This window comes from Streptomyces sp. NPDC044064 (assembly GCF_056434245.1).
The window spans coordinates 347,946-372,164 of sequence record NZ_JBWKFN010000001.1; the positions used below are offsets into that span (position 1 = coordinate 347,946).

Annotated in this window: 24 protein-coding genes and 1 pseudogene; 12 read left to right on the forward strand and 13 right to left on the reverse strand. The window is 73.3% G+C overall.

Annotated elements, in window-relative coordinates; translation table 11 throughout:
* The first annotated feature begins 14 nt into the window (after window positions 1-14).
* The 4 genes from AC07DS_RS01570 to AC07DS_RS01585 all read left to right on the forward strand — a co-directional run bounded on the left by AC07DS_RS01570 (window position 15) and on the right by AC07DS_RS01585 (window position 3,962).
* A complete protein-coding gene (locus tag AC07DS_RS01570) occupies window positions 15-1,643 on the forward strand; it encodes an amidohydrolase (protein WP_479141600.1) in 1,629 nt (542 codons plus the stop codon).
* 94 nt (window positions 1,644-1,737) lie between these two features.
* Window positions 1,738-2,976 (forward strand): PucR-like N-terminal domain-containing protein, encoded by a 1,239-nt coding sequence (locus AC07DS_RS01575; RefSeq protein ID WP_479141602.1) that lies wholly within the window; start codon window positions 1,738-1,740, stop codon window positions 2,974-2,976.
* 63 nt (window positions 2,977-3,039) lie between these two features.
* Window positions 3,040-3,402 carry a DUF1304 domain-containing protein gene (locus AC07DS_RS01580; RefSeq protein ID WP_479141604.1) on the forward strand — a complete coding sequence of 121 codons (363 nt, stop codon included), beginning with the start codon at window positions 3,040-3,042 and terminating at the stop codon, window positions 3,400-3,402.
* A complete protein-coding gene (locus AC07DS_RS01585) occupies window positions 3,399-3,962 on the forward strand; it encodes a TetR/AcrR family transcriptional regulator (RefSeq protein WP_479141606.1) in 564 nt (187 codons plus the stop codon). The genes AC07DS_RS01580 and AC07DS_RS01585 overlap by 4 nt, the downstream gene beginning before the upstream one ends.
* A gap of 4 nt (window positions 3,963-3,966) precedes the next feature.
* On the opposite strand, the gene AC07DS_RS01590 is transcribed toward AC07DS_RS01585, so the two are convergent.
* Complete coding sequence (locus AC07DS_RS01590) at window positions 3,967-4,542, reverse strand: hypothetical protein (RefSeq protein WP_479141608.1); 576 nt, start codon at window positions 4,540-4,542, stop codon at window positions 3,967-3,969.
* Window positions 4,543-4,812: 270 nt separating this feature from the next.
* Here AC07DS_RS01590 and AC07DS_RS01595 point away from each other — a divergent pair, with 270 nt between their 5' ends.
* Window positions 4,813-5,193, forward strand: coding sequence for an anti-sigma factor antagonist (locus AC07DS_RS01595; protein WP_479141609.1), 381 nt, complete (start codon window positions 4,813-4,815; stop codon window positions 5,191-5,193).
* Window positions 5,194-5,210: 17 nt separating this feature from the next.
* Here AC07DS_RS01595 and AC07DS_RS01600 read toward each other — a convergent pair whose 3' ends face one another.
* The 7 genes from AC07DS_RS01600 to AC07DS_RS01630 all read right to left on the reverse strand — a co-directional run bounded on the left by AC07DS_RS01600 (window position 5,211) and on the right by AC07DS_RS01630 (window position 10,029).
* Window positions 5,211-6,164 (reverse strand): ribose-phosphate diphosphokinase, encoded by a 954-nt coding sequence (locus tag AC07DS_RS01600; RefSeq protein WP_479141610.1) that lies wholly within the window; start codon window positions 6,162-6,164, stop codon window positions 5,211-5,213.
* Window positions 6,165-6,240: 76 nt separating this feature from the next.
* Window positions 6,241-8,007, reverse strand: coding sequence for a complex I subunit 5 family protein (locus AC07DS_RS01605; RefSeq protein ID WP_479141612.1), 1,767 nt, complete (start codon window positions 8,005-8,007; stop codon window positions 6,241-6,243).
* The gene (locus AC07DS_RS01610) at window positions 8,007-8,354 is read right to left on the reverse strand and encodes an NADH-quinone oxidoreductase subunit K (RefSeq protein WP_479142131.1); all 348 of its coding nucleotides are present in this window, start codon (window positions 8,352-8,354) and stop codon (window positions 8,007-8,009) included. The genes AC07DS_RS01605 and AC07DS_RS01610 overlap by 1 nt, the downstream gene beginning before the upstream one ends.
* A gap of 10 nt (window positions 8,355-8,364) precedes the next feature.
* The gene (locus tag AC07DS_RS01615; protein ID WP_479141614.1) at window positions 8,365-9,105 is read right to left on the reverse strand and encodes an MnhB domain-containing protein; all 741 of its coding nucleotides are present in this window, start codon (window positions 9,103-9,105) and stop codon (window positions 8,365-8,367) included.
* Window positions 9,102-9,362 (reverse strand): Na(+)/H(+) antiporter subunit B, encoded by a 261-nt coding sequence (locus AC07DS_RS01620; RefSeq protein ID WP_479141616.1) that lies wholly within the window; start codon window positions 9,360-9,362, stop codon window positions 9,102-9,104. The genes AC07DS_RS01615 and AC07DS_RS01620 overlap by 4 nt, the downstream gene beginning before the upstream one ends.
* A 35-nt stretch (window positions 9,363-9,397) precedes the next feature.
* Window positions 9,398-9,850 (reverse strand): MrpF/PhaF family protein, encoded by a 453-nt coding sequence (locus AC07DS_RS01625; protein ID WP_479141618.1) that lies wholly within the window; start codon window positions 9,848-9,850, stop codon window positions 9,398-9,400.
* Window positions 9,847-10,029: a hypothetical protein gene (locus tag AC07DS_RS01630; protein ID WP_479141620.1), complete on the reverse strand. Its 183-nt coding sequence runs from the start codon at window positions 10,027-10,029 to the stop codon at window positions 9,847-9,849. The genes AC07DS_RS01625 and AC07DS_RS01630 overlap by 4 nt, the downstream gene beginning before the upstream one ends.
* Before the next feature lie 326 nt (window positions 10,030-10,355).
* On the opposite strand from AC07DS_RS01630, the gene AC07DS_RS01635 reads away from it, so the two are divergent.
* Window positions 10,356-11,588, forward strand: a complete 1,233-nt coding sequence (locus AC07DS_RS01635; protein ID WP_479141622.1) for a ricin-type beta-trefoil lectin domain protein — start codon at window positions 10,356-10,358, stop codon at window positions 11,586-11,588.
* Window positions 11,589-11,600: 12 nt separating this feature from the next.
* On the opposite strand, the gene AC07DS_RS01640 is transcribed toward AC07DS_RS01635, so the two are convergent.
* A complete protein-coding gene (locus AC07DS_RS01640; protein WP_145876901.1) occupies window positions 11,601-11,846 on the reverse strand; it encodes a hypothetical protein in 246 nt (81 codons plus the stop codon).
* Between the two features lie 165 nt (window positions 11,847-12,011).
* On the opposite strand from AC07DS_RS01640, the gene AC07DS_RS01645 reads away from it, so the two are divergent.
* Window positions 12,012-13,046, forward strand: coding sequence for a PHP domain-containing protein (locus AC07DS_RS01645; RefSeq protein ID WP_479141624.1), 1,035 nt, complete (start codon window positions 12,012-12,014; stop codon window positions 13,044-13,046).
* 225 nt (window positions 13,047-13,271) lie between these two features.
* Here AC07DS_RS01645 and AC07DS_RS01650 read toward each other — a convergent pair whose 3' ends face one another.
* From AC07DS_RS01650 to AC07DS_RS01660, 3 genes and pseudogenes are all read right to left on the reverse strand, one after another.
* Window positions 13,272-14,561 (reverse strand): ROK family transcriptional regulator, encoded by a 1,290-nt coding sequence (locus AC07DS_RS01650; RefSeq protein WP_479141625.1) that lies wholly within the window; start codon window positions 14,559-14,561, stop codon window positions 13,272-13,274.
* Window positions 14,562-14,807: 246 nt separating this feature from the next.
* Window positions 14,808-15,140 (reverse strand): annotated as a pseudogene (locus AC07DS_RS01655) (aminoglycoside phosphotransferase family protein); the annotation flags it as partial.
* A 24-nt stretch (window positions 15,141-15,164) separates the two neighbouring features.
* Complete coding sequence (locus tag AC07DS_RS01660) at window positions 15,165-18,380, reverse strand: bifunctional cytochrome P450/NADPH--P450 reductase (RefSeq protein ID WP_479141627.1); 3,216 nt, start codon at window positions 18,378-18,380, stop codon at window positions 15,165-15,167.
* Window positions 18,381-18,569: 189 nt separating this feature from the next.
* Between AC07DS_RS01660 and AC07DS_RS01665 the strand changes: the two genes are divergently transcribed.
* Window positions 18,570-19,214, forward strand: a complete 645-nt coding sequence (locus AC07DS_RS01665) for a PAS domain-containing protein (RefSeq protein ID WP_479141629.1) — start codon at window positions 18,570-18,572, stop codon at window positions 19,212-19,214.
* Between the two features lie 113 nt (window positions 19,215-19,327).
* Window positions 19,328-19,822, forward strand: a complete 495-nt coding sequence (locus AC07DS_RS01670; protein ID WP_479142133.1) for an FBP domain-containing protein — start codon at window positions 19,328-19,330, stop codon at window positions 19,820-19,822.
* Between the two features lie 63 nt (window positions 19,823-19,885).
* Here the strand turns inward: AC07DS_RS01670 and AC07DS_RS01675 are convergent, their stop codons facing one another.
* Window positions 19,886-20,881 (reverse strand): quinone oxidoreductase family protein, encoded by a 996-nt coding sequence (locus AC07DS_RS01675; RefSeq protein WP_479141630.1) that lies wholly within the window; start codon window positions 20,879-20,881, stop codon window positions 19,886-19,888.
* Window positions 20,882-21,003: 122 nt separating this feature from the next.
* On the opposite strand from AC07DS_RS01675, the gene AC07DS_RS01680 reads away from it, so the two are divergent.
* The 3 genes from AC07DS_RS01680 (at window position 21,004) to AC07DS_RS01690 (ending at window position 24,122) form a co-directional block, all read left to right on the forward strand.
* Window positions 21,004-21,582 (forward strand): CGNR zinc finger domain-containing protein, encoded by a 579-nt coding sequence (locus AC07DS_RS01680; RefSeq protein WP_479141632.1) that lies wholly within the window; start codon window positions 21,004-21,006, stop codon window positions 21,580-21,582.
* 156 nt (window positions 21,583-21,738) lie between these two features.
* A complete protein-coding gene (locus AC07DS_RS01685) occupies window positions 21,739-22,992 on the forward strand; it encodes an FUSC family protein (protein ID WP_479141634.1) in 1,254 nt (417 codons plus the stop codon).
* 47 nt (window positions 22,993-23,039) lie between these two features.
* Window positions 23,040-24,122: a hypothetical protein gene (locus AC07DS_RS01690; protein WP_479141636.1), complete on the forward strand. Its 1,083-nt coding sequence runs from the start codon at window positions 23,040-23,042 to the stop codon at window positions 24,120-24,122.
* The last annotated feature ends 97 nt before the right edge of the window (window positions 24,123-24,219 follow it).

Below are 24,219 nucleotides of genomic sequence, written 5' to 3' on the forward strand. Positions count from 1 at the left end.
CCAGGAAAGGCATCATGCACGCTGATCTGCTCTTCACCGGCGGCCTCGTCCTCACTCCGGACGGCCGCACCGCGACCGCCGTGGCGGTCACCGGGGGCCGCATCACCGCCGTCGGGCACGACGAGGTGCGCGAGCTGGCCGGGCCGCGCACGGAGGTGGTCGACCTGGCCGGGCGGCTGCTGCTGCCGGGCTTCCAGGACGCGCACGTCCACCCCGTGCCGGCCGGCCTCGAACTGTCCCAGTGCGACCTGAGCGGCAGGACGACCGCCGAGGACACCGTGGCCGCCGTGCGCGCGTACGCCGAGGCCCACCCCGAGCGGGAGTGGATCCTCGGCGGCGGCTGGTCGATGGAGGCGTTCGAGGGCGGTACGCCGACGAAGGAGCTGCTGGACGCCGCCGTCCCGGACCGGCCGGTCTACCTGCCCAACCGGGACCACCACGGCGCCTGGGTGAACAGCCGCGCGCTGGAGCTGGCCGGCATCGACAGGCACACGCCCGACCCGGCCGACGGACGGATCGAGCGGGACGCCTCGGGCGAGCCGAGCGGCACGCTGCAGGAGGGTGCGATGCAGCTGGTCGGCCGGCTGACCCCGCCCGCCACCGCGGCGGACCGGCTGGCCGCGCTGCTGCACGCCCAGCGGCATCTGCACGCGCTCGGCATCACCGCCTGGCAGGACGCGCTGGTCGGGGACTTCCTCGGCATGGACGACCCGGCCGGGGCCTATCTGACGGCGGCCCGGGACGGCTCGCTGACGGCCCGGGTGACCGGCGCCCTGTGGTGGGACCGGGAACGCGGGGCCGAGCAGATCCCCGAACTCGTCGAGAAGCGGGCCGCGTCGAGCCACGGCCGGTTCCGCGCGGGCACCGTGAAGCTGATGCTGGACGGGGTCGCCGAGAACCACACGGCCGCGCTGCTCGACCCCTACCTGGACCGGTGCGGCTGCGCGACCGCCAACCGCGGCAAGAGCTTCATCGATCCGGCCCGGCTGCCGGAGTACGTGACCGAGCTGGACGCGCTCGGCTTCCAGTGCCACTTCCACGCCCTGGGCGACCGGGCCGTACGGGACGCGCTGGACGCCGTCGAGGCGGCGCGCGCCGCCAACGGGCCGAGCGACACCCGGCCGCACCTGGCGCACTTGCAGGTGGTGCACCCGGACGACGTGCCGCGCTTCGCCCGGCTCGGCGCCACCGCCAACATCCAGCCGCTGTGGGCCGCGCACGAACCGCAGATGGACGAGCTGACCATCCCGTTCCTCGGGCCCGAACGGGCCGCGTGGCAGTACCCGTTCGGGGCCCTGCTGCGCTCCGGGGCGCGGCTGGCGGCGGGCAGCGACTGGCCGGTGAGCAGTCCCGATCCGCTCCAGGGCATCCATGTCGCGGTCAACCGCGTGGAACCGGACGGCACCGGGCCGGTGTTCCTGCCGGACGAGCGGCTCAGCCTTGCGGACGCCCTCACGGCCTACACGGCCGGGTCGGCGTACGTGAACCACCTGGACGACACCGGCCGGGTGGCCGTCGGGGCGCTCGCCGACCTGGTGGTGCTGGACCGGGATCCGCTCGCCGGGCCGCCGGAGGCGATCGCGGAGACGAGCGTGGCGCTCACCTACGTGGAAGGCGAACGGGTGTACACGTCCGGGGCGTGAGGTGCTCCGTTTGTCACCGGCGCTCAAGTACCGCACGGACAACTGTCCCTGAGTGATGAGCCCGCGGGTGTTACCCGCGGGTATCGTCACCAGAGTGCCGAAGAGAGCCGCGGCGGCGGGCATGGACACGGGCGGCCCCTTCAAGGCGTTGCCCCCGGGTCTGCCGGACCGCCTCAGACCGTATGTCCCCGAGATCACCGAGGAGGTGGTCCGCGCGATCGGGACCGGGATCCCCGAGTACGCGCGCCCCATGGACGACACGTACATGCAGGCCGTGAACCGGGGCGTGGACCACGCGCTGCGCGGGCTGCTGGAGCGGATGGCCCAGCCGGACACCGATTGGGAGCCGGTGCGGGAGACGTACGAGCGCATCGGCCGTGGGGAGGCCGAGGAGGGCCGCAGCCTCGACTCGTTCCAGTCGGCGCTGCGGCTCGGCGCCCGGGTGACCTGGCGCCGGGTCAACGCCCTGGTGGACGGCGGGCTGCTGCCCCGCAATGTGCTGGGCGCCTTCGGCGAGGCGCTGTTCCTGCACCTGGACGAGATGGCGGCCGCGGCGACCGCGGCCTACACCGAGGCCCGGCTGCACGCGGCCGGTGAACTCCACCAGCGGCGGGCCCGGTTGGCCGATCTGCTGACCGCCGATCCCCCTGCCTCGGCCGGGGCGATCACCGATCTCGCGCACGCCGCGCGCTGGACGATGCCGCGGGCGGTGGCGGTGGTGGCCGTGGACCCCGGCCCCGGAGCGGGGCCGATCGTGCCGCCGGAGTTCCTCACCCGGTTCGACGTCCAGCCCGCGCTGCTGGTGGTGCCCGACCCGGAGGGGCCGGGCCGGGCGCGGGCGGTGGCCGGGGCGCTGCAGGGGCTGCGCGCGGCGATGGGGCCCACGGTGGCGCTGCACGAGGGTGCGCGCTCGCTGCGCTGGGCCACCGAGGCGCTGGACCTCGTGCGGCGCGGTGTGCTGTCCGGCACGGATCCGGCCGGCGGGGTGGTGCGCTGCCAGGACCACCTGTCCACGCTGCTGCTCCTGCGCGACGACGCGCTGCTGGACGCGATGGCCGAGCGGTGGCTGCGCCCGCTGGAGCAGGTGCGGCCACCGCAGCGGGAGCGGCTCGAGGAGACCCTGCTGGGCTGGCTGCAGTCCGGCCGCGGGGTCGCGGAGGTGGCCGTACGTCTGGCGGTGCACCCGCAGACGGTCCGCTACCGGATGCGGCAGCTGGACGAGTTGTTCGGTGAGCTGCTGCACGACCCGGCCGCCCGCTTCGAGATCCAGCTGGCGTTACGGGCCCGGGAGCTGCGCAGGGGTGCCGCGGCCGGGGTGTGGACCCCCGAGTGACTTCCTGGACAGGTGTCCAGCTATCCTGGACACCTGTCCAAGTAGATGAGGGGGCCGCCGGTCATGGAGATCGTGGCGAACGTGCTGGTCGGCCTGGTGGCCGCGCTGCACGCGTACATCCTGGTGCTCGAGATGTTCCTGTGGCAGAAGAAGCCGGGGCGTGGGCTGCACGGGTTCGATCCGGACATGGCCCGGGCGACCGCGCCGCTGGCCGCCAACCAGGGCCTCTACAACGGCTTTCTGGCCGCGGGCCTGGTGTGGGGGCTGCTCGCCGGCGATCCGACCGGGTTCCGGGTGCAGGTCTTCTTCCTGTCGTGTGTCGTGGTGGCGGGCGTGTTCGGCGCCGTCACGGCCAACCGCCGCATCCTGTTCGCCCAGGCGCTGCCCGGCGCGCTGGCCCTGGCTGCCGTGCTCGTCGCGCGATGACCCCGGCGCCCCAGGAGGACCCGCGGGCCGCGCGCACCCGCGCCCGGCTGCGCGCGGCCCTGCTCGCGGAGTGCGCCGAACGCCCGCTGGAGGAGGTCGGGGTGGCCGCGCTGGTGCGCCGGGCCGGGGTGGGCCGGGCCACGTTCTACGTCCACTACGACGGGCTGGAGGCGCTGGCGGTCGACACGTGCGCGGACGTCGTACGGCAGGCGGTGGACGCGCTGCACGCCTGGCGGGGGCGGCCCGACCCGGTCCACTCACCGCCCGCGCTGCGGGAGTTCTTCGCGGGCCTCGCCCCGCACGCCGCCCTGTACCGGTCGTTGCTCACGCCGGGCGGCGGCGGGCCGCTCGGCCGGGTGCTGAACCGGGATCTGCGGGCCCGCAGCCTCGCCGAGCGCGAGCTGGCCGGCGCGGCGGACGCCCCACTGGTCGCCTCCGCGGTCGCGGCGACCTTCGCGGGGGTCCTCGCGGACTGGCTGCACGGACTGTTGACGGCCGGCCCGGAGGAAGTCGCGGACCAGGTCTGGCAGTTGCTGGTCGCGCTGCACCGGAGCCGGTGACGGGTCACTTGCAGGCGGGACCGTTCCTCGTCCGCGGCCGGGCCTCCACTCCGCCGGAGGTACGGACGTAGGCCGTGTCCTTGTCGCCGGTGAGCCACAGGCTCCGGTCGCGGTAGTGGTACCCGGTGTCACGAGCGCCCGCAGGCATGCTCACCTGCTCGCGGTACGACGCCGCGAGCAGGCCGGTCCAGACCTCCCAGCCCTGGGCGGCCGCGACCTCCGCGGGAAGTTCGGCGGGGTCGCAGGAGGCGTTCGTCTCCGGGCCCCGACCGGGCCGGTCCTGCTGGTCCTCGGCCACCACTACGGCCACCTCGGTACGGCCCTTCATGCCCCACCTGTCGGGGCCGCCGCCCTCGAAGATCTCCCCGTCGCACTCCAGCGCCCGGCCCGCGGCTCCGGAGGCCGGCCGGAGGGACCGGGGGCCGTCGTCGTCCACGGCCTTGACGGGAACGTGGAGCGGACCGCTGCAGGGGGTCGCCGGAGGAGTGCCGTCGACCACCACCCGCACTCCGGTGCCGTCGTCGCACCCCACCGCCGTCACGGCTGTCAGTACCGCCACGGCCACAAGTCCCCTGCGCATGCCCACCCCTGTCACTGGACTGTCGTCACGCTTCTCCGACGCGGGGACGGGCCGGAACGTTCGGGGCTCGGCGAGCCTGCCGGACCATCCGGCGACGGCATGGCACGCGCTGCCCCGGCCGCCCTGGAACCCTGCCGTCCACATCACGGAGGGACACGCGGCGACAAACTCGAAGACATATGTCAATCGAACATGCTCAAATTCCTTCTATCGAGGGTAACTTGACGGTCGAGAGACGGTTTCCAGGCGCGCGTGGGAGGTGATGCCGTCGTGCAGGAGGGGCCCACGCCGTTCACTCGGCATCTGCGCATACGCGAGGACCGCGGGCACACGGTGCTGGAGTTCCGCGGCGAGATCGACATCGCGGCGGCGACGGAGATCGCTCCCGCCCTGGACCGGATCACCGACCGGCCCGGGGCCCGGATCGTGATCGACCTGCGGTCCGTGGAGTTCTTCGACTGCTCGGGGCTGCGCCTGCTCTACCGGGCCCGAAGCCGGGTGCTGGAGCGGGGCGGGCGGCTGCACCTGGTGTGCACCCACCCGCTGATCCTGCGCGTCTTCCGGGTCACCGGACTGTCCCGGCTGCTGCCGCCGCAGGCGACACTGGATGCGGCCCTGGAACAGCCCGAGGCCGCGTCCGGCTCGCTGTGACGACGGCTGCTTCCCGGCTAGGCGCCTCTCGGCTCCTCGAAGAGGGCGCTCACGGACTCACCGTTGTGGATGCGGCGTACGGCCTCGGCGAGGGCGGGACCGATGGACAGAACGCGCAGCTTGTCGGTGTGCTCGTCCAGGGGTACCGGGACGGTGTTGGTGCACACGATCTCCAGCACGTCGGGCTGCTCGCTCAGCCGCTTGAGCGCACCGGCCGCGAACAGACCGTGCGTACAGGCCACCCGGATCGAGCGCGGCCCCAGCTCGCGCAGCTTCTCCAGGAGTTCGATGACGGTGCTGCCCTTGGCGATCTCGTCGTCCAGGACGATGACGTCCCGGTCGGCCACGTCCCCGATCACGGAGCTGATGCTCACCCGGTCGTCGGCGAACCGCTGCTTGGCCCCGGCCGCCACCTGCGCGCCGATCAGCCGGGCGAAGGCGGCGGCCTCCTTGGCGTTGCCGAGGTCCGGGGAGACGACCGTGGTGCGCGAGAGGTCGTACCGCCTGAAGTGCGCGGCCAGTTCGCGCAGCGCGTGCAGATGGTCCACCGGCACCGAGAAGAAGCCGTGCACCTGCGGCGCGTGCAGGGTCATGGCGAGGACCCGGCCGGCGCCCGCCGCCACCAGCAGGTCGGCGACCAGCCGTCCGCCGAGGGAGATGCGGGGCGCGTCCTTCTTGTCGGAGCGGGCGTAGGAGTAGTGGGGCATGACGACGGTGATCCGGCCGGCCGAGGCACCCCGGGCCGCGTCGCACATCAGCAGCAGCTCCACCAGGTGCTCCTGGACGGGTCTGACCAGCGGCTGGATCAGGAAGACGTCCCGTTCCCGGCAGTTGGCCTGAAGCTGCACCTCCAGACAGTCGTTGGCGAAACGGCTGACCCGGGTCGGGCTGAGCGGCACGCCCAGGTGGGCGCAGACCTCCTGGGCCAGTTCGGGATGGGCACTGCCACTGAAGACGGCGATGTCTCGCACGATCCGCTCCTCGCATGATCAGCACGGGCTGCGTCGATCATGCTACTGGCGGCCGGGGAGGCGGGGCATCGCACGGTCAGCCACCCAGCACCCCGGGCAGGGTCAGCGCGCCCAGCACGGTGGCGCCGACCAGGAGCCAGGCCACGTAGTCGCCGATGTGGCCCGACTGCAGGCGGCGCAACGGCAGCGCCCGGCCCGGGGCGGCCGCCCAGCGCGGGCGGGTCACGGCGAGAGCTGCGAGACCCACGGCCAGCAGGGCGGAGACCAGGCCCAGCAGGACGCCGTGCGCTGTCCAGTGGACGGCGGCGTGGGCACCGCCCGACCCGGCCTCGTTGACCGAGCGGGCCACCAGTGCCGCGAAGCCGGGGGTCACGCCGACGGCGAAGGCCGCGGCGAGCAGCACGGCGGGCACCGCGGTCATGGAGTACGGGATGCGGGCCAGTCTCCTGCCGGTCTCGGGCTGCTCCCCGGACCCGCTGGTCTCGTACGCGGCGTCCTCCGGGCGCGGCCCGAGCCCGAGGAACACCCGGGCGGTGACCCGCAGCACCGCGCCCGCGGTCACCGCGGAGGCGAGCACGTACACCATGGTGAGCGGGCCGCCGGCCGTCTCCTCGGTGACCGCCTTGCCGAGGGCCGTCCCGAACGGGGGAAGGCCCGCGAGGGCGAGCCCGCCGATCGCGAACATCACGGCGAACGCGCGCATCCCGCGGGCCCTGCCGTGCAGGGCGTGCTCGTCGACGCTGCCGAAACGGTTCAGGAGGGCGCCGGCGCAGGCGAACAGCGCGGCCTTCACCCCGGCGTGCCCGACGAGGTACAGGGCGACCCCGTCGTCCCCTTCGGGGGTGAGCAGGCCGAGGCCCACGAGGAACAGGCCGGTGTGCGCGACGGTGGAGTAGGCGAGCAGCCGTTTGATGTGCCGCTGGTACCAGCACATGACGGCACCGACCGCGGCGGTGAGGGTGCCCAGGGTCACCAGGGCCCGGGTCAGGTCGGCGGCGGGGATGCCGCCTGGCCCGGCGAAGACGGTGCCGTACACGCGCCAGACGCCGTAGGCGCCGAGTTCGACCATGACGCCGGACAGCAGCATGCACACCGGGGTGGGGGCGACCGCGTGCGCGTCGGGGAGCCAGAAGTGGAACGGCACTGCGGCCGCCTTCACCAGCAGCCCGGTCATGACCAGCACGAAGGCTGCGAGCACGAGGGCGTCCGGCCCGCCCTGCACGGCCGCGCCGTCCAGGCCGCGTCCGATCTTCGCCATGGTCAGTTCACCCGTGCGGGCGTACAGCAGACCGATGCCCGACAGCATCGCGTACGCACCGAGGGAGTTGACCACCCCGAAGGTCAGCGCGCCCTGCACGGCCTTCGCCTCGTCGATCCGGTAGCCGGTCAGCGCGTAGGCGGCGACGCTCATCAGCTCGAAGAACACGAACGCGTTGAACAGGTCGCCCGCGAGCGCGAAGCCGCACATCGCTCCCTGGAAGACCAGCATCAGCGCGGGGTACGAGCCGGCGTGGCCGATCGGCGGCTCGTCGAAGTAGCGCCAGGAGTACACCAGCGCCGACAGGGTGAGCAGCGCGACGAGCGCGGCCATGCCCAGCGCCGGACCGTCCCCGACCAGCACGATGCCGACGCTCTCCCCGTCGACGGGTCGCCAGCCGCCGACCCATTCCACCAGCGGCGGAGAGGAGTTGAGGAGCAGCACGAGCGCGAGGGCGGCCGTGGCGCCGGAGACGGCGCACCCGGTGGTCTCGGCCACGACCCTGGACAGCCGGCGGCCCGTGGCCACCAGCAGGGCGGCCCCGAGCAGTGGCACCGCGAAGAGCAGCGGAAGCAGGTGGTGCATCAGCCGCGCAGCTCTCTCAGCTCGTCCGGGTCGAGGATGCCGTGCCGCTTGGCGACCTGCAGGACCAGGGCGAGCAGCAGCGCGGTGACGGTGGCGCCGACGACGATGTCGGTGAGGGTGAGCGCCTGCACGACCGGGTCCACGACGGGCCGGGACCCCGGCTCGATGTCGGAGAAGACCGGCGCGGTCGCCCCGTCGCGGTAGCCGACGGCCAGCAGCAGGACGTACGTGGACGACTGGCACACGGCCAGACAGCCCACGGTGTGGATCAGGTTGCGGCTGGTGGCGAGGCCGTAGCAGCCGGTCAGGAAGACGTAGGCGGCGATCAGGTAGGGAAGGACGTGCATCACGGCGTTCTCAACTCCCGTGTTCCTCCTCGATCTCGACGGCCTGGTCCAGAAAACTCGCGAGCAGGAGGACGACCGCGCTGGTGACCTCCATGCCGACGGCCGCGTTCAGCAGGGGGACGGTGCCGCCGGAGGACAGGGTGTTGAAGGTGCCGTACGGCAGCAGTGTGTTGGCCAGGAACGCGGTGCCCGCGAGGAGGCCGGCGAGGCCGAGGACGGCGTAGGCGGAGACGGCGAGCGCGTCGCAGACGTCGAACACGCCGAGGGGGCGGACGCGTTCCAGGGCGCGGTAGTCGGCGCCGAGGTACAGCAGGTGCAGGGCGGTCGCGGCGACGACCCCGCCCTGGAAGCCGCCGCCGGGGCTGAGCTGGCCGTGGGCGATGACGTAGACGCCGGTGAGGAGGGCGACGGGCAGCACGATCAGGGCGTAGCGGCGGACGGGCCGGGCCACCTCGGCGGGCTGCGGCCGTACCCGGTGCTCGTCCTGGGCCTGGCGCAGGAGGACCAGGCAGCCCAGGACGGCGGCGAACAGGATGCTCGTCTCGCCGAGGGTGTCGTAGGCGCGCTGGTCGAAGTTGACGGAGGCGATCGTGTTGGCGGTGTGCCGGGCGAGGGAGGCGCGGACGGCCCGCTCGCCGTACGGGTGCCACCGGCCGCCGAATGCGGGCAGGTCGAGGCCGGCGGCGACCAGCAGGGCGGCCACCCCGGCGCCGCCCACGGCGAGCAGCCACAGCCGCAGCCGCCGGGTCATCGCGCGCGGTCCTTCGTGCGGCCCCGCCGTCTGACCTTTCGCACCGACAGCATGATGAGCAGCGGGGTGAGCGCGGAGCCCACGGCGAGCTGGGACAGGGCGACGTCCGGGGCCTGGAGCACGGTGAACAGGACGGCCAGGACGACACCGAGCACGGACAGCACCAGGGCCTGCCGGGCCGGTTCGCGCTGGGCCACGGCGGCGGTGGCGGAGGCTGCCACGAGCAGCAGGGCCACGACGATCACGGCATCAGTCATGCCGCACCTCGCTCCCGCCCCGCGCCGCTGCCGCGTCAGGCATCGCCCACCGCCCGGAAGCCACCCGCCAGGGCCCGGGACGCGATGATGTTGCCGCCGATCAGCAGGGCACCGATCACCAGCAGTTTCACCATCGCCCGGCTCGGGCCGGTGGCCACGCACACCGCCACCACGACCGTCGTTGCCAGGCCGACGGCGGCCCAGGTCAGTGCCCAGGCGCGCGGCGGCCCGTCCGCCAGGTCGTCGGCGAGCAGACGGGCGAAGACGAGGGTGCCGACCGGGCCCAGCAGGGCCATCAGCAGGGCGAGGTCGACGTAGGCGGGGCGGCCGTAGCCCTGGGCGAGGAGCAGCAGGGCCGGGCAGACCGCGGAGGTGGCCAGGTTCTGGGCCATGACCCGGCGGGGCAGCGGGCCGGTGGCCGTCCCCCACAGCACTGCCGTACCTGCGCCGCCGAGTTCGACGGTCGCGGCGAGGATCCAGCCGTTCACCGCCAGGTCACCGCCCGTCGTCCGGCCCGGGCCAGCAGCGCGCCCACGGCGGCGGCGCTCGCGCCGACGATCCGCTCCAGGGTGTCGACCGAGCTGATGAACACCAGCCACAGCAGGGCCAGTCCGGCCCACCAGGCGAGGAGTTCACCGAGGACGAGGAAGGCCGCGCGCCAGGTCATCCGCCTCCTCCTCGGTCCGTTCCGCAGTGCTTTGCACACCTTTGTCCGGTGCGCCGCTTGGGGCATCCAAGCACCGCGAGCCCTGCCATCGGCGGCGGCACGCGGGCTCGGAAGCGGGTGCCCCGGGAGCACGAGTCGAAACGGCGGACAGGCGTCCGACACGGCCGGGGCGCCGCCCTACCGTCCAACCGCCCTGCGAAACGCGGGACTTGACTGGGCCGTCGACCGAGCGGTCGCCGACGAGAGGTCCGTACCAAGGTATTGACGCCTTCTTACTTCACTCCTTAAATCAAGAGTCATCTCGCCCCCCACATGAACGGAGAGTCATGGCCTCCCCACGCCTGCTCCGCAGATGTCTGTTCGCCGCTCTGTCCGCCGTGCTGGTCGGCTCGGCCGCCGTCGGTCCGGCCCGGGCGCAGGCCGCGGCCCCGGCGGCCGCGGCCGTGACCACCTTCTCCGACGGCTTCGACGGGCCCGCGGGCGCCGCGGTCGACTCCTCGAAGTGGACGCTGGAGACCGGCGACAACGTCAACAATCACGAGCGGCAGTACTACACCTCCGGGACCAGGAACGCGGCATTGGACGGCCAGGGTCATCTGGTGATCACGGCCCGCAAGGAGAACCCGGCCGGCTACCAGTGCTGGTACGGCAGCTGCCAGTACACCTCTGCGCGGATGAACACCGCCGGGAAGTTCAACGCGCAGTACGGCCATGTCGAGGCCCGGATGAAGATCCCGCGCGGGCAGGGCATGTGGCCCGCGTTCTGGATGCTCGGCACTCCGGTGAACTGGCCGGACTCGGGAGAGATCGACGTGATGGAGAACGTCGGCTTCGAGCCCTCGACCGTGCACGGCACCATCCACGGCCCGGGCTACTCCGGTTCGGGCGGTATCGGCGCCGGCTACACCCTGCCGAACGGGCAGGCCTTCGCGGACGCGTTCCACACCTTCGCCGTCGACTGGGCGCCCGACTCGATCACCTGGTCCGTGGACGGGAACGTCTACCAGCGGCGCACGCCCGCCGACCTCGGCGGGAAGACCTGGGTGTTCAACAAGCCGTTCTTCCTGATCCTGAACCTTGCGGTCGGCGGCTACTGGCCCGGCGACCCGGACGGCTCCACGCAGTTCCCGCAGCAGTTGGTCGTCGACTCGGTGTCGGTGACGACGAGCGACAGCTCGGCCGGTGTCCCGATCCGGGGACTGGCGGGCAAGTGTGTGGACGTGGCCGGCGCGGACTCCGCCAACGGCACCCCGGTCCAGCTCTACGACTGCAACGGCACGGGCGCCCAGCAGTGGAAGGTCGGCTCGGACGGCACGATACGGGCGCTCGGAAAGTGCCTGGACGTCACCGGCAACGGTACGGCGGACGGCTCGACCGTCCAGCTGTGGGACTGCACGGGCGGCCCCAACCAGAAGTGGGCCGTCTCGGCGGCGCACGACATCGTCAATCCGCAGGCGAACAAGTGCCTCGACGTGACCGGGAACAACTCGGCCAACGGCACCCGGCTGCAGATCTGGACGTGCACCGGCGGCGGCAACCAGAAGTGGACGGTCGGCTGAGCCGCCTGCGGATCAGATGGGTGTCCAGTGGTACTGGCCGCCGCCCACCCAGCGGACCGAGTCCGGATCGTTCAGGTCGTGGATCGTGATGCCGTGGGCGGCGGCGACCTCCAGCACGTCGGTCGCGGTCCTGGCCCGGCCGACCACCTCGCCGTCGATCTCCACCACCCGGAAGGGCGGCTCCCCCGGCCTGCCCGCGCACACGCCGTGCACCAGGACCCGCGGATGGGAGATGTAGGGCACTGCTTGTTCGGTCATGCAATAGAGCGTAGAACGCAACCGGGGCCGACGACTCGTCCGTGCCGCCGTCCAGGCCCCTCGCCCCTCGGCAATTCGGGCGCGGGCCGGCGGGCGTGCGGGGCGGGTCCGCCCGGGGAACCCTGGAGGGGCATCGCTCGGGGGCATCGCTCGCTGGAGGTGACCATGGACCCCGTCGCGGCCCTCGACCGGATCGCCTTCCTGCTGGAACGGGCGCTGGCGCCCACCTACCGGGTGCGGGCCTTCCGGACCGCCGCCCGGGTGCTGTCCCAGCTGCCCGGGGACGAGGTCGCCGCGCGTGCGGCGGCCGGGACGCTGGAGTCGCTGAAGGGGGTCGGGCCGAAGACCGCGCAGGTGGTGCGGGAGGCGCTGGCCGGGGAGGTGCCCGGCTATCTGCGCAGGGTGGAGGAGGAGAGCGGCGGACCGCTCACCGCCGAGGGCGGCGCCGAGCTGCGGGCGCTGCTGCGCGGTGACTGCCACACGCATTCGGACTGGTCGGACGGCGGCAGCCCGATCGAGGAGATGGGGCGCGCGGCGGCCCGGCTGGGCCACGAGTGGACGGCCCTGACCGACCACTCCCCCCGGCTGACCGTGGCCCGGGGCCTCAGCCCGGAGCGGCTGCGCGAGCAACTGCAGGTCGTGGCGGAGCTGAACGCGCGGTGGGCGCCGTTCCGGCTGCTCACCGGCATCGAGTGCGACATCCTGGAGGACGGCTCGCTGGACCAGGAGCCCGAGCTGCTGGAGCGCCTGGACGTCGTGGTGGTGTCCGTGCACTCCAAGCTGCGGATGGACGCCCGCTCGATGACCCGCCGCATGGTGGCCGCCGTACGCGATCCACACGCGGACATCCTCGGCCACTGCACGGGACGCCTGGTCACGGGCCGTGGCCGGACGGAGTCGGAGTTCGACGCGGACGAGGTGTTCGCCGCCTGCGCCGAGGCGGGTACGGCCGTGGAGATCAACAGCCGTCCCGAGCGGCTGGACCCGCCGCGGCGGCTGCTGCGCCGGGCCGTGGCGGCCGGGGTGCTGTTCTCGATCGACACCGACGCGCACGCGCCCGGCCAGCTGGACTGGCAGATCCTCGGCTGCGCCCGGGCCGAGGAGTGCGAGGTGCCCGCCGAACGGGTGGTGACGGCCTGGCCGGCCGAGGAGCTGCTGGCCTGGACACGGGAGGGCCGTACACCCGCCCGGGCGTCATGAGAAAGCCCCGACCGCGACGGGGGAATCACGGCCGGGGCGGCCAGGTGGTGGGCACGGACGGCGGTCGCCTCTCGGCGATGGGCACCACAGGGCTTCAGCCGGACGATCGTCCCTGCGGGCGGATGGTGAGGCCCGGGGACACTGTCCCGTCCGCACCCACGGCTGGTTCAACGGGCAACCGTCTCGTGGTGGTCCAGCCGGGGTCCATGAGGTGTGTCACGAGGGTCAGCGCGGTATGCGTTCCTCCAGCGCGGCCCGCCAGGCGGGGTTCCGGTCCTCGGTCGCCTGTTCGGCGCGGCGGCCGCCGCGCGCGAAGAAGTCGGCCAGGGGCAGGATCGCCGCGCCGACGGTGACCGCGTCGGGACCGAGCCGGCCGAGATCGATGCTGACCTTGTCCGCCGGGTACCGCAGGGCGTACGTCGACGCGTGACGGCGTACGGCGGGCAGGAACCTGGTGCCGAGCTGGAGTCCGGCCCAGCCGCCGATGAGGATCCGCTCGGGCTGGAAGAGGTTGATCAGGTCGGACAGGCCGGCACCGAGGTACTCGGCGGTCTCCTCCAGAACGGCGAGCGCGACCGGGTCGGGGTCCCTGCCCTCGGCCGGGTAGGCGGCGGCGAGCATCGCGGTGAGCGCGGTCTCCTCGTCGGCGCCCTCGGGCGGCCGTCCGCCCTCCTCGCTCCAGCGGGCGAGCAGCGACTCGGCACCGGCGTAGGCCTCGAGGCAGCCCGGCGCACCGCACCGGCAGCGGCGCCCACGGACCCGCACGGTCAGATGGCCCCATTCGACGGCCCGCCCGTACTCCACCTCGGGGGTGACCAGGCAGGCGCCGACGCCGGAGCCGAAAAGCACGACCACCGCGTTGCGGGCGCCGCGCCCGCCGCCGAACCACATCTCGGCCTGGCCCAGGGTCTTGGCGCCGTTGTCGATGAAGTACCGCACGGTGTCCGGCAGCCGGGAGGTCGAGCGGAGCAGCCGCTCCAGCGGTACCGCGTCCCAGCCGATGGTCTGCCCATGCACGACGGCACCCCTGTCCGGCGTGTGCTCGACGATGCCCGGGACGCCGACGCCTACGCCGAGCAGCCGCTCGGGCGAGGCCCCCTCGGCCTCGAGGACCTCGGCGATGCCGTCACGGATGTGCCCGACGATCACGTCGACGTCGTAGCCCTGCTGGGTGAGCGGGCGTTCGGTGCGGGCGAGTTCGGTGAGGGCCAGGTCGAACAGCTCGACGCGGACGCGGGTCTCGCCGACGTCGACGCCGATCATCTGGCCGCTGTGCGGGGAGACGCGCAGCAGGGTCCGGGGGCGGCCGCCGTCGGAGTCGACGCTGCCGGCCTCCTCGACCAGTCCGTCGGCGACCAGGTCCGCGACCACGTTGCTGACCGAGCCGGAGCTCAGTCCGGTGACCGGGCCCAGTTCGAAGCGGCTGAGCGGGCCGTCGAAGTAGAGCCGTTGCAGCACGGCCGTGCGGTTTCCCCGTCTGAGGTCGCGTACCGTTCGCCCGTTCCGCCCCGCCATGTGGCTCCCTTCGAACCATGTCCCGACCTGCAACATACCCCTCGGAACCGGCTGCACGCGACTTTCGGACAACCCTTATTTCATGTGATGAGCTAAGCGTCGGCCGCCTTGATCCCGTCCAGCGCGGCGACGGGCTCCGGGGCGACGGTGTCCCGGGCCCGGCGGGAGCGCCCTTCGTCGGCCGCTCGCGGGAACGTCACGATCAGCATGATCAGGACCGCCCCAAAACATGCTCTCACCGTCGATCAGGCCGCCGGACGGACAGCCGAAGCCGGGGCCGGTCACCCGGTGCAGGCGGGCGACCGGCCCCGGCTCCCCGCACAGGTCGGCTCGTTCCGCGTCGGAGAGGGAGTCGTCCCGAGGGGTTCCGGGGCAGGCGGTCTGCAGCAGCCGGGGCTCGTGGCGCAGGCCCGGTGCCGTCGGCGCGGTCTTCAGGGCGCAGCGGGTGCCGTCGGTGAGCCGCAGTTCCTCGACGGTGTTGCAGGTGCCGCAGCCCAGCGGGCGCACAGCGGCCGGCCGGCCGGGGTCGATGCCCGCAGCGGTCAGGACCCGCCGGGCCCGCTCCTCCGGCTCCCGCATCGTGCGCCCCCTTCCCCCTGGCGGTCAGCCCGCCGCGTACACGTCCTCGACGTAACGCCCGTCCGCCATCAACGAGTCGAGCCACCGCCCGGCGGCCGCCTCATCGGCGCCGGGAGTCCGTTCCCGGTACAGGGTACGGAACACTTCGCGAACTCCGGGTGCCATGCGGGAGCCGTCGCCGCAGACATGGACCCGGGCCCCTGCGCGGAGCAGTTCCCAGACCTCGTCGGCCTCGGCGGCGATGCGGTGCTGCACGAACAGGGCGCCGTTCTCGGGGGCGGCGCTGAAGGCCGGGCGCAGGCGGACGGCTCCGGCGGCCTCGGCGGCCCGGAGTTCACCGGCGTGCAGGAAGTCGGCGTCGGGGGCGTCGCAGCCGAAGTAGAGCAGAGCCGGCGGGAGTTCGGTGCCGGCGGCACGGGCCGCGGTGCGGTCGGCGACGGCTCCGCGGAACGGCGCGAGGCCGGTACCCGCGGCGATCATCACGACGGGTGCGCCGCCGTCGGTCCGGAACACCTCCCGGCAGGGCTGGACACGGGCGTACACGGTGTCACCGGGTCGCAGGGCGGCGAGGTACCCGGAGCAGGTGCCCCGGTAGCGGTCCCTGCCCATGGGGGTCCCCCCGCTGGAGCGCAGCCGGGAGTGGGAGCGTGCGGGGGCGTCCAGCACGGAGACCATCAGGTCTGCGTGGCGCGGGTCGGCCGCGGGGGACGAGGAGATGGAGTAGTGGCGCGGACGCAGCGGGGTCAGCAGGTCGAGGAGGTGCGGCCAGTCCAGTGCGCCGCGCAGGGCGGGGTGGTCCTCCGCGATCTCCACCAGGGTGCGCGGATCGTCGCCGGCCAGGGCCGCGAGGGCGGCGCGCTCGGGCGGGCAGGGGTTGGCCTCGGCGAGCAGGCTCAGCCGGCGTGCGGTCGGCCGCTCCTGCAACTCGACGTGGTGCGTGAGCAGTTGCCGTACGGTGAGCGGACGGTCCACGGCGAGGCCGTCGCGGCGCGGGCGGGTGGCCCGGATGTCCAGGACGGCGTCGAGGTCGACGCCGAGCGCGGCGGCGGCACGCTCCACGAGACCGGGGGCGTTGGCGGGGAGCACGGTCAGGTGGTCGGCGGTGCGGTAGGCGACACCTTCGGGCAGGGCGATGCGCAGGAACCGCTTGGTGCGCGGGTGTCCGGGCGCGGTGAGGTCGTACGCCTCGGTGACGGTCATGGGGACCAGCCCGTGCCGCTCGGCCACGCCGTCCAGCGGGCCGCCGGTGACGGGGCGGACCTCGTACGCCGTGGCGGGCTCCTCTTCGGGGCCGGTGACGGCGTCCGGGTCCCCGTACTCCTGGAGCAGGGCGGTGCGCAGCCGGGCGGTGAAGTCGCGGACGGTGCCGCTCAGGTCGCCGGAGGCGTCGGCGGCGGCGCGGTCGGTCAGCCGGGAGGCGCCGAGTTCGGCGAGGCGGGCGTCGACGCGGGTGGGGACGTGCTGGTAGGTGGCGGCCCAGTTGCGGTCGCCGACGCCGAGGACGGCGTAGGTCACGCCGGTGAGGTCGGGGGTGCCGTCGAGCCAGGCGGTGAAGGCGGTGGCGTCGTCGGTGGGGCGGCCGTTGTAGGAGGCGGCGGTGATGACGACGGGCCGGTCGGTGGGCAGGCCGTCCGCGTACTCGTCCAGGGCGGCGACCTCGGTGGCGCAGCCGACGGCGGCGGCCTCGTCGGCGAGCTGGTCGGCGAAGGCACGGCAGGTGCCGTAGTTGCTGCCGTGCAGGAAGAGGGCGCCCGTGCCGGGGCGGACGCGGGCCGGGAGGGTGTCCGGGGCCGGGGCCGGGGCGCCGAGAGCGGCCGCCGCACCGGGAAGCGGAGCGTGGACGCGATCGGCGTCGGTGCGCGGGGTCAGGGTCAGGGTGAAGCCCTCGGGCTTGAGGGTCAGCGTCTCCTTCACCGTGAGCGCGTAGTCGGCGTGGTCGTGCAGCCGGTAGCGATGGACCAGCATGGCCAGCAGCATGGTCGCCTCGTGCAGCGCGAACTGCCGTCCGATGCAGGCACGTTCACCGGTGCCGAAGGGCTTGAAGGCGTGCACCGGCCGGGCCGCCTCCGCCTCGGGGGTGAAGCGCTCCGGGTCGAACAGCTCGGGGTTGTCGCCCCACACGGGCTGCCGGTGCAGCATCGGGGCGAGCACGGTGACGGCCTGTCCGGCGCGCATCGGGATCCGGCCGCCGAGCAGGGTGTCCTCGCGGGCGTGCCGGCTGAAGGCGGCGGCCGTCGGCCACAGCCGCAGCGCCTCGTTGAGGACCTGGCGGGTGTAGGTGAGGCGGCCGATGTCGTCGTACGTGGGCTCGGGGTCCGGGGCGTCGCCCCACAGCGCGTCGGCCTCGCGCTGGACGAGGCGGAGCACGGCCGGGTGCTTGGCGAGGTAGTACAGGGCGAAGGACATCGCGCCGGAGGTGGTCTCGTGGCCGGCGATCAGGAAGGTGATGACCTGGTTGCGGATGTTGGCCGGGTCCAGGGTGGTGCCGTCGGCCGGGTGCGGGGCGCTGAGCATCAGTCCGAGGAGGTCGTCGGCCGTGCTCTGGTCGGTGCCGGTGCGGGAGGCGATGACGTCGTCCACGACCTGCGTGAGGTGATCGGCATCCGCGCGGAAGGCGGCGTCGGCCGCCGTGTGGTCCTGGCCCGGGGTGCGGGCGAGCCGGGTCATGGCCCACTCCAGGCAGCGCACCATCGACTCCACGAAGGGGTGCGGCTCGGCCCGCTCGAAGGAGCCGAAGTCGTAGCCGAATCCGGCCAGTCCGATGGTGTCGAGGGTCATGCGGGTCATGTCGTCGGGAACGTTCACCGGCTGACCGCCGTGCGCGGCCCGGTCCCAGGAGTCGATGAGCCGGCGGGCCACCTTCAGCATCACCGGGTGGTAGGTCCGCATCGAGCCGAGCGCGAAGGCGGGCATGAGGATGTCGTGCGCCCTGGCCCAGTTGGGCTCGTCGTTGTAGGCGGTGAACAGGCCGTCGGCGGTGAAGGCGCGGACGTTCTCCAGGGCGGGCCCGACGTGCTTGGCGAACCGCTCCTCGTCGGCCAGGTCGGCGACCAGGTCGGCATCGGCGACGAACATCACGTGACGCCCGTGCAGCCGGCGCACCAGCACCGGCCCGTGGGCGCGCATCAGCTCCATGACCTGCTGGATGGGGGTACGGCCGGGCCCGGTGGCGGTGATGTCCACGACGGGGACACCGGGGAGGACACCGGCGGTCTCGGGGCGCAGTGCGGTGGGGGGCATGGCGCGACAACTGCCTTTCGCGGTACGGGGAGTACTGCGTTCCAGCGTGGTCGACCGCTGAGGGGCGCACGGGCCGCGGCACTACACGATCGTGCAGTCAAAAGTCGGTACGAGGGCTTGCGCGACAACCACGCGTTTGCCGCTGACCTGGCTGTTCCTCTTGGATGGGCGGGACGTCGGGAGGTGCGGATGGACCTGGGCCGGAGCGAGGCCGTGGTGTGGCGCAACCGTGCGCTGACCCTCTTCGACCGGGTCTCCGTACCGGTCGCGGTCTGCGACGTGCACGGCCGGGTCCGACTCGCCAACCCGGCGATGGCCGCCGAGTGCGGTACGACTCCGGGGCGGCTGCGGGGCCGGGACGTGCTGGAGCTGTTCCGGCCGCAGGAGGCCACTCAGGTCGACCGGATCGCCGAGGCGCTGCGGCTGCGGCACCGCTCGCGCTATGAGGTGTCGGTGTGCTGGCGCTCCCCCGGCGGGGCCGAGCGGTACGGCGAACTGACGGCGGACCCGGTGAGCGACAGCGTGGACGAGACGCCCGCCCTGCTCGTGATGCTGCACGTCCAGGGCGAGCGCGAGGCCCGGCGCGAGCCGGAGCCACCGCCGGTCACCCCGGTGGAAGGCCAGGTACTGGCGCTTCTGGCCGGGGGTGCCACCACGACCCGGGCGGCGCGTGAGCTGGGCCTGAGCAGGGACGGCGTCACCTATCACCTGCGCCGGCTGTCGGCCCGCTGGGGCGCGGCCAACCGCACCGAACTGGTCGCCCGCGCCTACGCCTCGGGGGTGCTCGCACCGGGCGTGTGGCCGCCGGCGGCGAGGGTCGCCGAGGCGGAGTAGGGCATGGCACCGGCCGCCCGGAAAACCGTTCGCCGACCCTCCTCTTGGCTGCCTAGGCTAGCCATGAACCTAGAGCCTCTAGGTTCATGGCATCGAACCCGGAAGGCCTCCCCATGAAGTCCCTCACCGAGCAGGACATCCGCAACTCGTTCGTCAACTGCTCCAAGGGCGACGCCAAGCGCCTGGCGATCCCGCGCGACCTCGGCGAACAGCCGTGGGACGACCTGGACTTCCTCGGCTGGCGCGATCCCGGTGCACCCGACCGCAGTTATCTGGTCACCGAGCGGGAGGGCAGGCTCGTCGGTGTCGCGCTGCGCTTTCCGGCCTCGCGGCGCGGGTTCCTGCACCGCAGCATGTGTTCGGTGTGCCTGACGACGCATCCCGGCGGCGGGGTGTCGCTGATGACCGCCCGGAAGGCCGGCGCGGCGGGGCGGGAGGGCAATTCGGTCGGGCTGTACATGTGCACCGACCTGGCGTGCTCGCTGTACGTACGCGGGAAGAAGGTGCCGGAGTCCGGGAGCCGGTTCGAGGAGAGCCTGACCCTGGAGGAGCAGATCGCCCGCACCACGGGCAATCTGTCCGCCTTCGTCGACAAGCTCTACGTCTGACGCTCCCGGAACCCGCTCCGCCTGACCCCGGCGGGCTCGGCGCCCGACGCCTCCCGGCCCCGTTCAGCCACCCGGGGTGAGCACGATCTTGCCCCGGTTGTCGCGGCTCTCCAGCCGCTCGTGCGCGACGCGCGCCTCGGACAGGGGCAGCACGGTCTCGACCGGCACCCGGTAGGCACCCGCGGCCACCCGCTCGGCCAGCTCACGCAGGTCGGGGCGCGGATCCCAGCCGTGGATCTGCAGGTTGGTGAGCTGGAAGCCCAGGATCGCGATGTTCTTCGGGTAGAAGTCGCGGGTGTCGACGGTGCTGGACTCCAGGGCGACGTTGGCGAGGGAGACCACCCGGCCGCCGTGCGCCGTCTCGCGCAGACTCCGTCCGAAGGCCCGGCCGCCCACGGTGTCCAGGACGACATCGGCGCCGCGCCCGCCGGTGAGCCGCAGCACCTCCTCGACCTCGGCCTCGTCGGCGTGCCGGGAGGTGTCGACGACCTCGGCCGCCCCGAAGCCTCCTGCCCAGGCGGCCTTCTCGGCCGATCCGGCGAGGGCGACCACCCGGGCGCCGGCCTCGGCGGCGATCTGCACCGCCGCGGTGCCGACACCGCTCGCGGCGGCCTTGACCACGACCGTGTCCCCCTTGGCGACCCGGGCCAGCCGGCGCAGGCAGTACCAGGCGGAGAGCCAGGCGACGGGCAGGGTCGCCGCCTCGGTCGGGTCCAGGCCGTCGGGCAGGGCCGTGACGCGCGTGGCGGGCACGGCGGCCAACTCGGCGTAGAACCCGGGTGAGTCGATGCCGTCGAGTGCCATCACCCGCTGTCCGATCTCGAACCCGCTCACCCCCTCCCCGAGCGCCGCCACCGTCCCGGCGGCCTCCGCGCCGGGGATCAGCGGGGGCCGCCCGGCCCGGTGGTAGGCACCGGCCCGGACCAGCGCGTCCGCGCGGTTCACCCCCGCGGCCTCGATCCACACCAGCACCTGGCCGGGTCCGGCCACCGGGTCCGGCACCTCCACCGGCACCAGCACCTCGGGCCCGCCGAACTCCTCGATCCGCACCGCACGCATCCCGTACCGCCTCACTCGCGAAACAGCTCCCTGACACCGCTTGAACGAGTGTCACGATGCGACACCTGTTCATCCGGTGTCAAGTCACCTCATGAAGCAGTGTCGCGAGGTAAGCTGCCCCCATGACCCAGCCATCCGACCCGGCTCTCGCCTTCCCCTTCCTCGGCGGCCGCTTCTGCCTTGACTTCGTCGCCACACTCGGCAAACGGCACGCGACGCCCCTGGAGCGGATTCCCGATCCCGGCGCCCTGGGCCGTTGGATCACGGAGGCGGGACTGGCCGCGGAGGACGGCCCGCTCACGGCCACCGCGCGGGAGCTGGCCGAGGCCCGCACCCTGCGGGAGGCCGTGTACCGCGTCGTACGGTCGGCGATGGCCGGGCAGGAGCCGGACGCGGACGATGTGCAGCTGGTCAACGAGGCGGCGGCCCGGCCGGATCTCGCGCCCCAGCTGGGTCCCTGGCCCTGGACGGCGCGGCACCCGGTGCGCGCCGCCCTGGCGACCGTGGCCCGGGACGCCGTCCAGCTGGTCGGCGGCCCGCTCCTGGACCGCGTCAAGGAGTGCGGGAACCCCGACTGCTCGCTGCTGTTCCTCGACGACTCCCAGGCCCGGCGGCGCCGCTGGTGCTCGATGGAACGGTGCGGCAACCTCGCGAAGGTCGCCGGCTACCGGTCGCGCAACCGGGCCGCCTCGACGCGCTGACCCACGCCCACATGGCCGAGCCGAGCCGGTCACGCGGGAAGACGCCGTGCACCCTCGGGTAGTGGACCTCCAGCGCGACGTAAAGGTCGTTGCAGACAGATCCGGTCCTCGGCCGATCACGTTCGACCCACCGCCGGAATGGGAACAGGCCAAGGGATGCACGACGTACGCAAGTGGAGCGAGCCACTCCTGCGCCTGGTGGGACGCCGCGGTGAACCGGTGGTCGTACAGACGCTGCGGTCGGCCGCCGCGGCCACGATCGCCTACGTCATCGCGCTGCGCCTGAGCCCCGAGCCGGCCCCGCTGACCGCACCCCTGACCGCCCTGCTGGTCGTCCAGGTCACCTTCTACGCCACGCTCACCAACGGCATCCGCCGGGTGAACTCGGTGGTGGCCGGGGTGCTGGTCGCCATCGCCTTCAGCCTGCTGGTGGGGCTGACCTGGTGGAGCCTCGCGCTGCTGATCGTCGCCTCACTGGCCGTGGGACACCTGGTGCGCGTCGACGAGTACGTGGCCGAGGTGGCGATCAGCGCCATGCTGGTGCTCGGGGTCACCACCGTCGGCTTCACCGCCTGGGCGCGGATCGTGGAGACGCTGATCGGCGCGGTCGTCGGCATGGCCTGCAACCTGCTGCTCCCGCCCCCGGTCTGGGTGGACGAGGCGGGCCGGTCGATCGAGGGCCTGGCACGCCGGGTACGGCAGTTGATGCTGCGGATGGGTGAGGAGGCCGCGGGCCGCACCCCCTGGCAGCAGGCGGCCGAGCGACTGCACGAGGCACGCCGGCTGGACCATGACATCGTCCAGGTGGACGCGGCGCTGCGGCAGGCCGAGGACAGCCTGCGGCTCAATCCGCGCGTCAAGGAGGGCCTGCTGCACCGGGTGGTGCTGCGCACCGGACTGGACACGCTGGAGATCTGCACGGTCGTGCTGCGGGTGCTGGCCCGCACCTTCACGGACCTGGCGAAGACCCGCGGCTCCGAGGAACTGTTCCCGCCCCGGGTCGGGGCGACCGTGGAACAGCTGCTGTCCGAGATCGCCGACGCCGTGGTCAGCTTCGCGGTGCTGGTGACCACCCATCTGAGCGAGAACGCCGAGTCGGCGGAGGCACGCCTGTCGGCCGAGCTGACCACGGCGGCCGGCACCCGCGACCGGCTGGCCGAGCTGCTCCGGGAGGAGATCGGCGAGGACCCGACGAACTGGCACCTGATGGGTGCCGTACTGACCGAGGTGAACCGGATCATCGACGAACTCGACACCGAGCACCGCACCCGCCGCCTGCTGGAGGACCTGGACCGGGTGCCCCGGGAGCAGCGGGCCAAGCTGCCGAGGATGAACCGGCTGCGCGAGCGCCTCGGCGTCCAGGAGGAGCTGTGGCGGAACCGTACGGGGGTCAGCGGGCGTTCTCGGTGAGGGAGCGCCGGGGCGGGGCCGGCACCGAAGGGCGAGGGAGCGGGTCTGTGGCCGACACCGGGGTACGCATCGACGGGAACACACTGCGGCTGCCCGGCGGGGTGGCGGTGCGGTTCATCCGCACGCTGCGGCTGCCGGAGACGGGCACGCATCCGCTGCCGCCGGGGCTCGGCGAGTTCCCGGTCAGACGGGTGTCCGACTACGCCGACCGGGTCCCCGCGGAGTGGCGGGCGCGCGGTGGCGTGATGCTGCCGGTGTATCTGCGCGAGGCGATGTGGCTGAGTTTCGCCGGTACGAAGGAGCCGGCCGCCCTCCAGGTCGGCGTGGGCAAGGTGTGCGCCGTCTCCGGCAAGCCGTGGCGCGACCGTCTCTCCCGTGATCCGCAGAACTACGTGGTGCTGCCGCGCCAGCCCTGGCTGGACGGCATCAACTCGGGCAAGGGGACGGTCCGCCAGTTCGTCGCCGTGCCGCTCGGTCTCGGTGCGACCGTGGAGGGGCAGGTCACCGGCGAGGAGGTGTGGGGCGGCGTGCAGTTGCAGTCGTTCCCGCTGACGGACGAGGCCTTGGGCGAATGGCGGCGCCTGGAGCGGGAGCGGGAGCGAAAGGCGCGGGCGGCCGGGAAGTTGCACGGCTACGGCGCCCCCCTCCCCATGGCCGCCGCCGCGCCCGGCGGACCCCTGCCGCCTCCCTCCGCCCCGGGCGCCGTGGCCGCCTCCGGCGGGCCGGCCGCGGCGCCCCCGCGGCGCGCGGCGGCGATGGGTCTGGGGGTCGGCGGCTCGATGCGCCAGGAGGTGTACGAGGACGACCGGCCTCTCGCGGACTGGTCCGGGACCCCCTCCGGGCGCGTGTTCGTCCACCTGGTCACGCCTCCGGAGTGGCGCCGCATCACGGGCGAGGCACCGCCTCCGTCACCGGTGGACCGGGCGGCCTACACGAGCGCGGGCCTGCCCTGGTTCGACTACTACGACGAGGACGCCGAGGACCTCGCTCCCACGGAGACCCTGGAGGGCGTCAAGCCGGTCGGCGACTGGCTCGGGGACGACCTGGAGCCCTGGCAGGAGCCGCACCCGGGCCAGGTGGCACCACTGAAGGACGCGCCGGGCAAGGCGGTCGAGGACGGGGAGTGGTAGCCGGGACAGAAATTGCATCCTGCGCAACGCCTGTTGCCGTTCTTGCCTTTCGCGCCGGATCCACGCCAAGGTGGCTGTCACGAGCGGGGCAACCGAT